Source organism: Marinobacterium sediminicola (assembly GCF_022343685.1).
GTDB classification, from domain to species: domain Bacteria; phylum Pseudomonadota; class Gammaproteobacteria; order Pseudomonadales; family Balneatricaceae; genus Marinobacterium; species Marinobacterium sediminicola.
Genome location: NZ_CP092123.1, coordinates 2507126 through 2520489, shown reverse-complemented (window position 1 = coordinate 2520489; position 13364 = coordinate 2507126). Strand labels below are relative to the sequence as shown.

The 13364-nt window shown below is 55.3% G+C and carries 13 protein-coding genes; 11 read left to right on the top strand and 2 right to left on the bottom strand.

The features are described from left to right. Window positions 1–4: 4 nt before the first annotated feature. Both LN244_RS11390 and LN244_RS11385 read right to left on the bottom strand, forming a co-directional pair. Window positions 5–868: a branched-chain amino acid ABC transporter permease gene (locus tag LN244_RS11390; RefSeq protein WP_239039909.1), complete on the bottom strand. Its 864-nt coding sequence runs from the start codon at window positions 866–868 to the stop codon at window positions 5–7. A gap of 66 nt (window positions 869–934) precedes the next feature. Beyond that, complete coding sequence (locus LN244_RS11385) at window positions 935–2107, bottom strand: ABC transporter substrate-binding protein (RefSeq protein WP_239039908.1); 1173 nt, start codon at window positions 2105–2107, stop codon at window positions 935–937. Window positions 2108–2344: 237 nt separating this feature from the next. On the opposite strand from LN244_RS11385, the gene LN244_RS11380 reads away from it, so the two are divergent. The 11 genes from LN244_RS11380 (at window position 2345) to dmpE (ending at window position 13361) form a co-directional block, all read left to right on the top strand. Then, window positions 2345–3268 (top strand): catechol 2,3-dioxygenase, encoded by a 924-nt coding sequence (locus tag LN244_RS11380; RefSeq protein ID WP_239039907.1) that lies wholly within the window; start codon window positions 2345–2347, stop codon window positions 3266–3268. 197 nt (window positions 3269–3465) lie between these two features. Further along, the gene (locus LN244_RS11375) at window positions 3466–3780 is read left to right on the top strand and encodes a c-type cytochrome (protein ID WP_239039906.1); all 315 of its coding nucleotides are present in this window, start codon (window positions 3466–3468) and stop codon (window positions 3778–3780) included. Window positions 3781–3996: 216 nt separating this feature from the next. Then, window positions 3997–5346 (top strand): benzoate 1,2-dioxygenase large subunit, encoded by a 1350-nt coding sequence (gene benA / locus LN244_RS11370; protein WP_275424681.1) that lies wholly within the window; start codon window positions 3997–3999, stop codon window positions 5344–5346. A gap of 3 nt (window positions 5347–5349) precedes the next feature. Beyond that, entirely contained in the window at window positions 5350–5844 is a 495-nt protein-coding gene (locus LN244_RS11365; RefSeq protein ID WP_239039904.1) for an aromatic-ring-hydroxylating dioxygenase subunit beta, read from the top strand. A gap of 74 nt (window positions 5845–5918) precedes the next feature. After that, the gene (benC, locus tag LN244_RS11360; protein ID WP_239039903.1) at window positions 5919–6932 is read left to right on the top strand and encodes a benzoate 1,2-dioxygenase electron transfer component BenC; all 1014 of its coding nucleotides are present in this window, start codon (window positions 5919–5921) and stop codon (window positions 6930–6932) included. A 10-nt stretch (window positions 6933–6942) separates the two neighbouring features. Further along, window positions 6943–7728 carry a 1,6-dihydroxycyclohexa-2,4-diene-1-carboxylate dehydrogenase gene (locus LN244_RS11355; RefSeq protein ID WP_239039902.1) on the top strand — a complete coding sequence of 262 codons (786 nt, stop codon included), beginning with the start codon at window positions 6943–6945 and terminating at the stop codon, window positions 7726–7728. A gap of 112 nt (window positions 7729–7840) precedes the next feature. Further along, window positions 7841–8233 (top strand): RidA family protein, encoded by a 393-nt coding sequence (locus tag LN244_RS11350; protein WP_239039901.1) that lies wholly within the window; start codon window positions 7841–7843, stop codon window positions 8231–8233. 12 nt (window positions 8234–8245) lie between these two features. Beyond that, window positions 8246–9442 carry a benzoate/H(+) symporter BenE family transporter gene (locus LN244_RS11345; protein WP_239039900.1) on the top strand — a complete coding sequence of 399 codons (1197 nt, stop codon included), beginning with the start codon at window positions 8246–8248 and terminating at the stop codon, window positions 9440–9442. 239 nt (window positions 9443–9681) lie between these two features. Continuing rightward, window positions 9682–10749 (top strand): hypothetical protein, encoded by a 1068-nt coding sequence (locus tag LN244_RS11340; RefSeq protein WP_239039899.1) that lies wholly within the window; start codon window positions 9682–9684, stop codon window positions 10747–10749. 356 nt (window positions 10750–11105) lie between these two features. After that, window positions 11106–12566: a 2-hydroxymuconic semialdehyde dehydrogenase gene (locus LN244_RS11335; protein ID WP_239039898.1), complete on the top strand. Its 1461-nt coding sequence runs from the start codon at window positions 11106–11108 to the stop codon at window positions 12564–12566. Between the two features lie 9 nt (window positions 12567–12575). After that, window positions 12576–13361 (top strand): 2-oxopent-4-enoate hydratase, encoded by a 786-nt coding sequence (gene dmpE, locus LN244_RS11330; protein WP_239039897.1) that lies wholly within the window; start codon window positions 12576–12578, stop codon window positions 13359–13361. The last annotated feature ends 3 nt before the right edge of the window (window positions 13362–13364 follow it).

Here is a 13364-nt window from a genome sequence, read left to right as displayed (position 1 = left end):
CGGATCAGGAAGAGAACAACCCCTGGGGCTTGAGCAGCAGGATGAAGGCCATCAGGATGTAGATCATCATGCTCGACAGTTGGGGCACCAGCACCGAGGCGAAGGTATCGACAAGCCCGACCAGAAGTGCCGCAACAAAGGCGCCCTTGATTGACCCCATACCCCCAATGACCACTACCACGAAGCATGTGATCAGGATGTGTTCACCCATACCGGGCACGATGGAGGACATGGGCGCTGCCGCTACGCCGGCCACTGCAGCCAGCATTACGCCAATGGCAAAGACGATGGTGTAAAGCTTCCGGATGTCGATACCCAGGCATTCCACCATCTCACGGTTGGATTCCCCGGCCCGGATCAGCATGCCAAGGCGGGTTTTGTTGATCATGAAGTACATCACTGCCGCGATGCCGATGCAGAGCAGGGCGACAAAAATGCGATAGACCGGATACTCCAGCACATCCGTGAGCGGGATGGCGCCCGCAAGTGACTCGGGTACAGATACGCCGAGAGGGTCGTTGCCCCACAGGATCCCCTGCAGCGCGTTAAAGACGAAAATCATGCCGATGGTGAGCAGCACCTGATCCAGGTGGTTGCGTCGGTACAGCTGGCGGATCAGGGTACGTTCTACGAAAATGCCGATCAGCAGGGCAATGATGGCCGAAATGATGGCGCTCACGCCAAAACTGCCGGTATGTTCGACGAAATACCAGGCCAGATAGGCACCGACCATATACATGGAGCCGTGTGCCAGATTAAGAATACCCATAACGCCGAACACCAGCGTCAGGCCCGAGGCGATCAGAAACAGCAGCAATCCATACTGCAGGCCGTTGATCAGCTGAACTAGAAAGAGAGAGGTGGTCATGACAGAACCCGGAGCGATCAGTTGGTTTGAAACTGCCGGGCAGCAGGCTGTCTGCCCGGCAAAGGCTTAGAGCTTGCAGCCGCGGGCCGGGTCGGCCAGGGCGGGTGCTGCGATCTCGACCACTTTGTTTTCGCCATTCTCCACAGTACGCAGATAGATGTTCTGCACCGGGTTATGGGCGGTCGAGAACGTGAAGTCACCACGTGGACTGCGTACGGTGGTGCTCTCCAGTGCCTTTATCAGGGCGTTCTGGTTGGAGATGTCGCCGCCCAGTTGGTTGACGGCTGAGGCGATCATCAGACCGGTGTCGTAACCCTGCACGGCATAGATGTCTGACGCCTTGCCAAACTGCTGCTTGTAAGCGGAACGGAACTGGGTGTTCAGTTCGTTATCAAGGCTATCGGCATAGTGCAGAGTGGTCAGGATTCCCTCGGCAGATTCTCCTTGAGCTTCCAGAGTCCCCTCGGTCAGGAAGCCTGAGCCGAGCAGCGGGATCTTGCCTTTCAGGCCAAGCGCATCGTAGTCCTTGACGAACTTGACGGCGCCACCACCGGCAAAGAAGACGAACACCGCATCCGGGTTAATCGAAGCGATCTCGGACAGATAAGCCTGGAACTCGGTTTTCGGGAAGGGCACCAGAATCTTCTTGACGATCTCACCACCGCCTGCCGTGAACGACTCTTCAAAGGCATCCAGACTTTCCTTGCCCATGCCGTAGTTCCAGCTCATCGTAACCACTTTCTTGTAGCCCTTTTCCAGTGCCACATGGCCCATCGGATAAGACGGCTGCCAGGACGAGAAAGAGGTACGGAATACGTTGGGCGAACAGAGAGGGCCCGTTACCGGGCCGGCACCGGCATTGGGTACAATCATCACCGTATCCTGGCCGCGCAGCACTTTCAGCATGCCCATGGCAACGCCGGAATGTACCGGGCCAATGATGAAGTCCGCTTCACTGTTGTTGAGCAGGGAGGAAGCGATTTCCGGTGCGCGTTCGGGACGGGCTTCGGTGTCGATCTCGATGTACTCGATCTTGCGACCGTGCAGATTGGAAGCCTGCTCCTGCAGGGCCATTTTCAGGCCGTTGCGTGTGGCATCTCCCAAAGCGCCATAGACGCCACTGAAGGGCAGCATCATGCCGACCTTGATCGGTTCATCGCTGGCCATAACGGAAGAGCTGAGTGATAGCGTTGCCAGGCTGGCAACCACGGCGTGACGCAGCGTTTTGGACTTGAACATGTTGGACCTCTCTATGGAGTGCGTTATTTTTATGGTCCACTGATTAGAAAGAACCCTGATCTGCATCAATAGCCGCCTGGTGCAGACCACTGTCCAAAAACTGCAATGCGTCACCGTGCAGTGAATGGATAAAGCTTGCACCCATCGGATTTACCCTCGTCGCCTGCACTGCAATAGTCGTTTCAACACCGGCTGGAGTTGATCCGCCGCAGCAAATGAGAACAACAAGAGGTGGCTATGAAAAAGGGTGTAATGCGTCCCGGACATGTACAGATTCGCGTACTGGATCTGGATGAAGCGGTTAAGCACTACGTGGACCTGCTGGGTCTGATCGAGATGGATCGTGACGATCAGGGGCGTGTCTATTTGAAAGCCTGGACCGAAGTGGACAAGTTCTCGGTGGTGCTGCGCGAAGCTGATCAGCCGGGCATGGATTTCATGGGGTTCAAGTGTCTGAGCGAAGAAGTGGTGGATCAGCTGCGTACTGAACTGGTCGAGTTCGGCTGCCAAGTGGAAGATGTGCCTGCCGGTGAGCTGAACAGTTGCGGTCGTCGCGTTCGTTTCGTCGCACCCACCGGACATGCTTTCGAACTCTTTGCGACCAAGGAGCAGACCGGTAAATGGGGCGTTGGCAACCATAACCCTGAAGCCTGGCCGCGTGACCTTAAGGGCATGAAAGCGACCCGTTTTGACCACTGCCTGCTCTACGGCCCGAATCTGGACCGCACTTGGGATCTGTTTCGGGACGTGCTCGGGTTTGACCTGGCGGAACAGGTGGTGACACCGGATGGCAAGCGTGTGGCTCAGTTCCTGACGGCCAGTATGAAGGCGCATGACGTGGCGTTTATCGACCACCCGGAACCGGGCAGGTTTCACCATGCATCCTTCTATCTGGAAACCTGGGAGAACGTGTTGCGCGCCGCTGATCTGATCTCGATGACCGACACTTCGATTGATATTGGCCCGACCCGACACGGTCTGACACATGGCCAGACCATCTATTTCTTCGATCCATCAGGTAACCGCAACGAAGTTTTTGCAGGGGGGGACTACCATTATCCCGATCATGAACCCGTTACCTGGGATGCCGACAAGCTGGGCAAGGCGATCTTTTATCATGATTGTCAGCTCAACGAACGCTTCCTGACGGCGTTGACCTGATTACATTCCTGTTGTTGTGCTGCACTCGACTGTTTGAGTTCCACAGTCGATTTTTTCACGCCGTCATCTGACGGCGTTTTTTGTGTTCTCCAAAGTGTTGGTAACAGGATACAGAGTATGATGTAAAATAAAGAAAGCGTTTGTTTGTGCTGCCAGGATCGCGCTCAGGAACGAGCACAAAGTGGATTATTTACGTTATGAAGCTCTATCGTGTAGGTTTTGCATTGGTGACAGCCTTCGGGTTATCAGCCTGCGGCAATGATGCTCCGTCAGCCAGTGCCAGTGGCGCCAAGCTCTACAACTATTACTGTGCGGACTGTCATCATGCCGACGGTGCCGGATCTTTTCTTGAAGGTGTACCGGCCAACCGCACCACGAATCTGAACGAAGCTCAGCTGGTTCGGTTGATCCTTCATGGGCATGAGGGCAGCAAGATGCCCGTCTTCAGTCAATTGCAGGAAGAACAGGCCGAGCGCATTGCTCAGTACCTGTTGCAGGAGTTGCATCGATAAACCCACCGGCCTAAAGGCTGAGCATCTGTTTTAAACCCGCTTCTGGCCCCCACTTCAGAACGTCGCTCCGATCCCCCCTCTCTCCCCGCCATTGGATATGGCATTAAATCCGTGAAAACACCTTCTGCAAATATGGGATAAAGAATGGCAAAGGCTGGATAGTGAGCCTTGGGCATGCCCTCTACTCTGAGATCAAACAATAAGGAGGGCATAGCAATGCAAAATAACCTGATCGCCAAAGTGGGTGGCATGATGGAGGTCGATAAAGAGCAAGGGCTCTATCGTGGCCGTCGTGACATGTTCACCGATCCCGAGCTGTTCGAACTGGAGATGGAGCACATCTTCGAGGGCAACTGGATCTATCTGGCTCATGAAAGCCAGCTTGCCAATAAGAACGACTACTTCACCACATACATCGGCCGCCAGCCGGTGGTCATTACGCGCAACAAGGATGATGAGCTGAACTGCTTCATCAATGCCTGCAGCCACCGTGGTGCTGTGCTCTGCCGCAAGAAAAAAGACAACAAAGCTGTTTTCACCTGTCCGTTTCACGGTTGGAGTTTCAATAACTCCGGCAAGCTGGTCAAGGTCAAGGACCCCGCCGATGCCGGCTATCCCTCCTCGTTTGACTGTGATGGTTCCCACAACCTGAAAAAGGTGCGCATGGAGAACTATCGCGGCTTTCTGTTTGGCTCACTGAATGATGACGTCAAGCCTCTGGTCGAACATCTGGGTGAAGCCGCCAAGATCATCGATATGATCGTCGATCAGTCGCCGGAAGGACTGGAAGTGATTCGCGGATCCTCCACTTATATATACGACGGCAACTGGAAGCTGCAGGCTGAAAACGGAGCCGATGGCTATCACGTATCCGCGACCCACTGGAACTATGTGGCAACGACGGCGCGCCGCAAGGCAGGCATGTCCGACGATGCGGTGAAGGCTATGGATGCCTCCACCTGGAACAAGCAGAAGGGCGGCTTCTACGCCTTCGAGCACGGCCATATCCTGCTGTGGATGCGCTGGCCCAACCCGCAGGACCGTCCGCTCTACGAGCGCCGTGATGAACTGGTGGCGAAGTTCGGTGAGGACCGTGCCGACTGGATGATCGGCAACCTGCGTAATCTCTGTCTCTACCCGAATGTTTTCCTGATGGATCAGTTCAGCTCCCAGATCCGTCATTTCCGTCCGATCTCCGTGGACAAGACGGAAGTCACCATCTACTGCATCGCGCCCAAGGGCGAGAGTGCCGAGGCACGTGCACATCGTATCCGTCAGTACGAGGATTTCTTCAACGCTTCAGGTATGGCGACACCGGACGATCTGGAAGAGTTTCGTGCCTGCCAGGAAGGCTTCAAGGGAATTAAGCTGCCTTGGAACGACATGTGTCGTGGTGCCGAACACTGGATCGATGGCCAGGACGAAGACGCCAGGAAACTGGATATCTACCCGGTCATGAGTGGTGAGAAGACTGAAGATGAAGGCCTCTACATCGTTCAGCACCACTATTGGCAAAAAGTGCTGGAGCAGGCAGCGCGCAAGCAACAGAAAGAGAAAGGGGAGTAAGCCATGACTATCCGTTACGAAGAGATCCGCGACTTTCTGCACTCCGAACAGCGCGCGCTGGATGACAAGGATTACGACAGCTGGCTTGAGCACTACGACAAGGAAGCCGAGTACTGGGTACCCAGCTGGGATGTGGATGGCGAGCTGACCGTTGATCCCCAATCCGAGATTTCGCTGATCTACTACGCCCGCCGTGACGGCCTGGAAGATCGTGTGTTCCGTATCAAGACCGATCGCTCCAGCGCCAGCTCTCTGCCGGAGCCGCGTACCCAGCACATGCTGAGCAATCTGGAAGTGTTCGCCGCTTCTGACAATGACGCCGAGGTGCGGTACAGCTGGATGACCAACAGCGTGCGTTACAACAGCGTAGACACCTACTTCGGGACCGCCTTTGTCACACTGATCCGTGGCGAAGAGGGCAAGTTGAAGATCAAGCGCAAGAAGATCGTCCTGAAGAACGACTACATCCATCACGTGGTAGACATCTACCACCTCTGATTGAACCACACCAATAACAAGTGTCCCCGGGGGTATCGCTGATACCCCCGTGTAAGGGACCGAGGTAGCACGCAATGTATAAAGTAGCTCTGAATTTTGAAGATGGGGTGACCCGATTCATCACCACCCTGCCAATGGAAACGGTCGCGGATGCGGCCTACCGTTCCGGCTTGAATATTCCGCTTGATTGCCGTGATGGTGCCTGTGGCACCTGCAAATGCCACTGTGAGTCCGGACAATACGAGATGGATGGTTACATCGATGATGCCCTGTCCGAGCAGGAAGCGGAACAGCATTACGTACTGACCTGTTGCATGGTGCCTGAGTCTGATTGTGTGGTGACTGTGCCGGCTTCATCTGAAGTCTGCGTGCGCAGCCAGCAGGCCGATGTCCATGCCAGACTGACTGAAATCAATCGCCTGTCTGAGTCCACGCTGTCGTTTACCCTGGCCAGCGATCAGGTGCGAGCCATGCACTTCCTCCCGGGGCAATACGTCAATGTACAGGTACCTGGAACTGACCAATCCCGTGCCTATTCCTTCAGCTCAATGGTCAATGAAACAGCTGAGTCCGTCTCCTTCCTGATCCGTGTCGTGCCGGAAGGCCTGATGAGCACCTTCATGGCGGGTAAGGCCCAGATCGGAGACGAGCTGGTGCTGCGAGGTCCTTTTGGCAGCTTCTATTTGCGCGATATCAAGCGTCCCGTATTGATGCTTGCAGGCGGCACCGGGCTGGCGCCGTTCCTGGCGATGCTGGAAAAAATCCGGCAAGAGGGCAGTGAGCACCCGGTTCATCTTATTTACGGTGTCACGCACGATGCTGACCTGGTTGAACTGGACAAGCTGGAGGCTTTTGCCAACGCCATCGACAAGTTCACCTTCAGTGCCTGTGTCGCGTCAGAAGAGAGTAGCTGGCCGCTGAAAGGCTATGTGACCAATCACATGGAGCCAGGCCACCTGCACGATGGTGATGTGGATATCTACCTTTGTGGCCCGCCGCCGATGGTCGAGGCGGTCAATGCGTTCATGCAGGAGAAGGGGATCCAGCCGGTAAGCTTCCATTACGAGAAGTTTGCAGCCAGCAAATAAGGAGAGTGCCGTGAGAGCCAACCGTTTTGAAAACAAGGTTGCAGTGGTGACCGGTGCCGCTCAGGGGATCGGTCGAGCCGTGGCCTTGCAGATGGCCGCAGAAAAGGCCACTTTGCTGCTGGTGGATCGCTCGGAGATCGTCGAAGAGGTGGCTGAAGAGGCGCGCGCAGCCGGTGCCACTGAAGTGCATACGGCGCTGGCGGACCTGGAACAGTATGCCGGTGCCTGCAAGGCGATGGATGCCGCCATTACCTGCTTTGGTTGCATCGATATTCTGGTGAACAACGTGGGCGGTACGATCTGGGCCAAGCCTTATGAGGCTTATGAAGAAGACCAGATCGAAGCGGAGATACGCCGTTCGCTGTTCCCGACACTCTGGTGCTGTCATGCGGTACTGGCACAGATGCAGAAGCAGCAGCGGGGCGTTATTGTGAATGTATCTTCCATCGCAACGCGCGGCCTGAACCGTGTGCCCTATGCGGCCGCCAAGGGAGGCGTCAACGCGATGACCGTGTGCATGGCCTTTGAAAATGCGCAGCACGGCATCCGTGTGAATGCGGTAGCACCGGGCGGCACCGATGTGGGAGAACGTCGCATTCCGCGCAACAGCGCAACCATGAGTGAGCAGGAAAAGGCCTGGTACCAGACAATCGTTGACCAGACCATCGACTCCACCTTCATGAAGCGCTACAGCTCACCGGATGAGCAGGCCAGCGCCATTCTTTTTCTGGCTTCGGACGAGGCATCCTATATCACCGGAACGGTGCTGCCGGTAGGAGGCGGTGATCTGGGTTAACACAGGTATTCACAGCAAGCAGGGCATTGCCCTGCTTTTTTGCGTTTGGAATCCCCCTGTCCAGCCGCTTTGAGCGGCGGCTGAGACATCTACCTATGCTGAGGAACACATCATGGCCACAAAAACAATAATCGTGCCTGAAGGAATGGAATTTATCCGTGACGAGATTGGCTATGCCCCGGCGGTACTGGCTGATACGCGGCTCTATATCGCTGGACAGATCGGCCGTAACGAACGCCGTGAACTGGTGGCTGACAAGGAAGCCCAGTTTGTGCAGGTATTTGAAAATCTTAAGCGAGTTCTGGAGGCAGCCGGTAGCCGCTTCACCGATCTGGTAGAGGTCACCAGCTATCACACCGACATGCGTGATCTGCCGTTGTATATGGAGGTGCGCGATCGATACATGAAGGGATGCTATCCTGCCTGGACGGCTATCGGCGCGGCTTCCCTGTGCGGCGCGCCGGGCTACTTCCTGGAAGTCAAAGGTATCGCCGAACTTGGTTGAGAGGAGGGAAACATGCTTAAGGATATTTCGGTTTCCACAATCATTGCCGGATTGATGGCGGTGCTGGTGTCCTACTCGGGTCCACTGGCAATCTTCTTTCAGGCTGCCCATAACGCAGGCATCTCCACTGAGATGATGACCTCATGGGTGTGGGCGATCTCCATCGGTGCGGCGGTTACCGGTATTGTGCTCAGCGTCTGGTTCCGTATTCCGGTGATCACGGCCTGGTCGGCACCGGGGACGGTGCTGCTGGTGACACTGTTTCCTGAACTGTCGATCAACGAGGCGGTTGCCGCTTATATTACCGCCGCGGTGATCATTTTCCTGATCGGTATTACCGGGCTTTTTGACCGGGTCGTGCATCTGATCCCTCGCGGGGTAGCGGCAGCCATGATGGCCGGCATTCTGTTCGACTTCGGTCTGGGCGCTTTTCGTGCGCTGGAGTCCGTGCCGCTGGTGACCACCGTGATGATTCTCGGTTTTGTGCTGTTCAAGCATCTCAGCAGAGCCTACTTTCTGGTGTTAATGGTGGGGCTGGGCATCGTGCTGTCAATGACCATGATGGATACGCATCTGGGCCAGCTGGAGTGGAGACTGGCATCACCTGTATTGATCGTGCCGGAGTGGAGCTGGAGCTCGACGCTGGGGCTGGCACTGCCGCTGGTGATTGTCAGCCTGACCGGGCAGTTCCTGCCCGGCTTTGCCATTCTCAAGGCGTCCGGTTACGCCTTTTCCTCGCGACCGATCATCACGCTGCTGTCGCTGATCTCTATCCCGACAGCCTTTTTCGGTGGCATTACCACCGTGATTGCGGCGATCACCGCATCCATCTGTACCAGCGCCGATGCCCATGAAAATCCGGACAAACGTTATATTGCCGGGGTGGCCAACGGGCTGTTCTATCTCATAGGCGGGATCTTTGCGGGCAGTATCGTACTGTTCTTCACGAGCTTTCCGACCGACATGATCGCGATTATTGCCGGGCTCGCTTTGTTGGGGGCTATCTGCAACAGCCTGAGTGCAGCACTGGATGACAGGGAGCACCTTGATGCGTCATTGGTCACCTTCATGGCGACTGCTTCAGGGATCAGTATCTGGGGAGTTGGGGCTGCTTTCTGGGGTGTTGTGCTTGGTTCTGCGGTATACGCGCTTAATGAAGGGTTGAAACACCGCATGCGGCGTGCCCAGGGAGCAAACGTCAGAAGCTGACCATATTGAGCCTTTTTGTCAGAGCAGTCGTTAGAGGCAGTGCCGAATGATCGGGGCTGCCTTTTTTATAAGGTCTTGCGGATTATATTGAAACTCTGACAAAAAGTTCTGAGAAACTTTAAATAGTTCGTCCCTTTGCAAGATGGGGATAATGTTTGCGATATATGTATATCAGTGAATATCCCGACGCTGCGATATTTTTACTTCCTTTAAAACGATAATAAATAAGGATGTAAATAATGGTATTAAAATCCAGATTGGCAGTTGCTGTGATTGCCGTCGGTATGGCTTCCGGGGTGAGTGCCCTGGAGCTGGGAGAGTTCAAGGGTACCACCTTCAGCGTCGGTGGGTATGTCAAGGCAGAGGGGCGCTTTACCGATGCGGATACCGGAGGTACGGACTTCGACGGTACCGCCCGCCAATCCCGAATCAACTTCAGCGCCAAGCGAGAAGTTGAAGGGCATCAGGTGATGGGATTCGTGGAAGGCGACTTCTATGGCGGCAATGCGACCGAGTCCACCTATGATTGGCGACTGCGCCATGCCTACGTCAAAGTGGATAACCTGACGCTTGGGCAAACCTGGAGTGGTCAGTTCCTGGCATCCGTCCCTTATGACGTGCCTCATCTGGATTTCTTCAATGCCGGCAAGGGTAATGCAGGTGGTAATGGTGGTGTGGTTCGCCCTGATATGGTGCTGCATTACCAGTTGGGGAATGTGCGCCTGACATTACAAGACCCGATTAACGCCGATGCGGATTATCCTGACTTCGTTATTGATTATGCCAGGAAGTTTGAAGGAGGCCATGCGATCAGTGTTGCCTTGGCCGGTCGTGATGTTGCCAGAAGCAACACGACCAATTCCAGTGAAGATTCCGAGTTTGGTGCTGCATTGATTTATGCAGGTAAATACTCTCTGGGTGCGACCTCGCTTCATTTGAATGGATATACCGGTGAAGGCCAGGGTGTATATTCCGGTTTTGGCTATGGTGGCGCCTGGCATCCCACTCTGAGGCCAGCGGTTGATGCAAACGCGGATGGTGATCTGATCAAGACGACGGGGGTAGTTGTCGGAGTATCACACACGTTTAACGATAAACTCCGTGGGGCTTTGCGCTACGCTCAAATTGAAGCGGATGAGACGACAGCAACCGCAGAAGACAAGCTGGAGATTACTCACGCGAATCTGATCTACACCTATCTCCCGGGTCTGGATTTCGGTATTGAATGGCGCGACCAGAATGTGGCCACACATGGTACACGTCCAGTAGGACAGCAACTGGAGCTGATGGCGATGTACAAGTTCTGATTCCAGTTCAGGCATAAAGCACAAGATAACCCGGGTCCCCTTCCCCGGGTTATTTTTTATGTAGCACCTGTTACCGGTGTTCACCAGCAGGGCGGCTGCTCTTGTGTGTGGTCGAGGGGGCAAAAAGCAAGTTGGCAGCAGGGATCATTAACGGCGGAATGTGAGTTGTCTGATGAGGTCATTTCCGTTTTTGGAATCTCCAACCCCCGCTTTTGCGTGTTTTATCCCGTTTTTGCAACGCTATACTGGATTTCAACCTGGCTGGCAGCCCTCGCGGCTAGGGCTGTTGCAGTGTGATCCAACAATAAAACGATCGGCCTGACATTGCTATTGGCCGAAACTGATCAAGGTGAGCCATGAAAGAGTTCAAGCATTTTATCAACGGCGAGTACGTGGCCTCTGCCAGTGGCAAGACGTTCGAAAACCGTTGCCCTGTGGACAACAGCCTGATTGGCATGGTCCACGAAGCGGGACAGGCCGAAGTGGATGCGGCTGTTCGCGCTGCAAAAGCTGCACTGAAAGGCCCCTGGGGCAAAATGACCCAGACTCAGCGTACTGCTCTGCTGAACAAGGTAGCGGACCGTATCAACGAGCGCTTTGAAGAGTTTCTGGAAGCCGAGTGTCGTGATACCGGCAAGCCCCGTTCCATTGCCAGCCATATCGATATTCCTCGTGGTGCCGCCAACTTCAAGGCGTTCTCCGAAACCCTCGCGAACCATCCGACTGAAGGCTTCCGTATGGATACGCCGGACGGCAAGGGTGCGTTGAACGTCGGTCACCGTACGCCTAAGGGTGTGATTGCGGTCATTTCACCCTGGAATCTGCCGTTGCTGCTGATGACCTGGAAAGTCGGTCCGGCGCTGGCCTGCGGTAACACCGTTGTGGTCAAGCCGTCCGAAGAAACTCCGGCGACCACCACCCTGTTGGGCGAAGTGATGAACGAGTGTGGCGTACCGGAAGGTGTATTCAACGTGGTTCATGGCTTTGGTCCTGACTCCGCTGGCGAATTCCTCACCACTCATCCGCTGGTTGATGCCATCACTTTTACCGGTGAAACCCGTACCGGTGAGGCGATCATGAAGGCTGCGGCCGTTGGTTTGCGCAATATCTCTCTGGAGTGTGGTGGCAAGAACCCGGGCATCGTTTTTGCCGACTGCGACATCGAAAAAGCGGTTGAGGGCACCATGCGTTCCGCGTTCGTTAACTGTGGTCAGGTCTGCCTGGGCACTGAGCGTGTTTACGTCGAGCGTCCAATTTTCGAGAAATTCCTGTCCCGCATGAAGGAAGAAGTGGCCAAGCTGAAACTGGGTCGTCCGGAAGATCCTGAGGCCAACTTCGGTCCGCTGGTCAGCCTCGAGCACCGCGAAAAGGTCAAGTACTACTACGATCTGGCCCGCGAAGAGGGTGCGACGGTCGAAATTGGCGGTGGTATCCCGGACATGGGCGCCGAGCTGAACGACGGTGCCTGGATCGAACCGACCATCTGGACCGGTCTGTCTGATGATGCGCGTGTGATTCGTGAAGAGATCTTTGGTCCGTGCTGCCACATCCGTCCGTTCGATACCGAAGACGAAGTGATCGAATTGGCGAACGACACCAACTACGGTCTTGCCGCCGCTATCTGGACTGAAAACTCTGCCCGTGCCGTACGTGTCGCCGAGCAGATGGAAGCGGGGCTGGTCTGGGTTAACTCCTGGTTCCTGCGTGACCTGCGTACCGCCTTCGGTGGTGCCAAGCAGTCCGGTATTGGCCGCGAGGGTGGTGTACACGGTCTCGAGTTCTACACCGAAACCAAAAACATCTGCATCAAGCTTTGAGGACAGACGATGGATAAGCAACTGATTCAAGAATGTGGTGATGAACTCTATCAGGCCATGCTCGACCGAACTCCGGTACGCCCCCTGACCGAGCGTTTCAGCGACATCACCGTCGAAGATGCCTACAACATCTCTTTGCGCATGCTGGAACGTCGTCTGGAAGCCGGTGAAAAAATCATCGGTAAAAAGATCGGCGTTACCTCCAAGGCCGTGCAGAACATGCTGAACGTGCACCAGCCGGATTTCGGTTATCTGACCGACAAAATGGCATTCAGCCAGGGCGAGGAGATGCCGATCTCCGAACGTCTGATGCAGCCGAAAGCCGAAGGCGAGATCGCCTTCATCCTGAAAAAGGACCTGATGGGGCCTGGCGTGACCAATGCCGATGTCCTGGCTGCAACTGATTGCGTGATCCCCTGTTTTGAAGTGGTCGACTCCCGCATCGAGAACTGGCAGATCAAGATCCAGGATACCGTCGCTGACAATGCTTCCTGTGGCCTGTTCGTGCTGGGTGATCGTGCCGTCAATCCGCGTAAGGTAGACCTGGCAACCTGCGGCATGGTGGTCGAGAAAAACGGTTCCATCATCAGCACTGGTGCCGGTGCCGCGGCGCTGGGCAGCCCTGTCAACTGTGTGACCTGGCTGGCTAACACCTTGGGTCAGTTCGGTATCCCGCTGAAGGCCGGTGAAGTGATTTTGTCTGGCTCTCTGGTTCCGCTGGAGCCGGTTCAGGCTGGCGACTTCATGAGCGTCAGCATTGGTGGAATCGGCAGCGCGTCTGTTCGTTTTGTCTGACCG

What these genes read in the sequence shown, in the direction of transcription:
- LN244_RS11390 (WP_239039909.1), bottom strand. Translation starts at nt 868, where the DNA reads ATGACCACCTCTCTCTTTCTAGTTCAGCTGATCAACGGCCTGCAGTAT.
- LN244_RS11385 (WP_239039908.1), bottom strand. Translation starts at nt 2,107, where the DNA reads ATGTTCAAGTCCAAAACGCTGCGTCACGCCGTGGTTGCCAGCCTGGCA.
- LN244_RS11380 (WP_239039907.1), top strand. Translation starts at nt 2,345, where the DNA reads ATGAAAAAGGGTGTAATGCGTCCCGGACATGTACAGATTCGCGTACTG.
- LN244_RS11375 (WP_239039906.1), top strand. Translation starts at nt 3,466, where the DNA reads ATGAAGCTCTATCGTGTAGGTTTTGCATTGGTGACAGCCTTCGGGTTA.
- benA (WP_275424681.1), top strand. Translation starts at nt 3,997, where the DNA reads ATGCAAAATAACCTGATCGCCAAAGTGGGTGGCATGATGGAGGTCGAT.
- LN244_RS11365 (WP_239039904.1), top strand. Translation starts at nt 5,350, where the DNA reads ATGACTATCCGTTACGAAGAGATCCGCGACTTTCTGCACTCCGAACAG.
- benC (WP_239039903.1), top strand. Translation starts at nt 5,919, where the DNA reads ATGTATAAAGTAGCTCTGAATTTTGAAGATGGGGTGACCCGATTCATC.
- LN244_RS11350 (WP_239039901.1), top strand. Translation starts at nt 7,841, where the DNA reads ATGGCCACAAAAACAATAATCGTGCCTGAAGGAATGGAATTTATCCGT.
- LN244_RS11345 (WP_239039900.1), top strand. Translation starts at nt 8,246, where the DNA reads ATGCTTAAGGATATTTCGGTTTCCACAATCATTGCCGGATTGATGGCG.
- LN244_RS11340 (WP_239039899.1), top strand. Translation starts at nt 9,682, where the DNA reads ATGGTATTAAAATCCAGATTGGCAGTTGCTGTGATTGCCGTCGGTATG.
- LN244_RS11335 (WP_239039898.1), top strand. Translation starts at nt 11,106, where the DNA reads ATGAAAGAGTTCAAGCATTTTATCAACGGCGAGTACGTGGCCTCTGCC.
- dmpE (WP_239039897.1), top strand. Translation starts at nt 12,576, where the DNA reads ATGGATAAGCAACTGATTCAAGAATGTGGTGATGAACTCTATCAGGCC.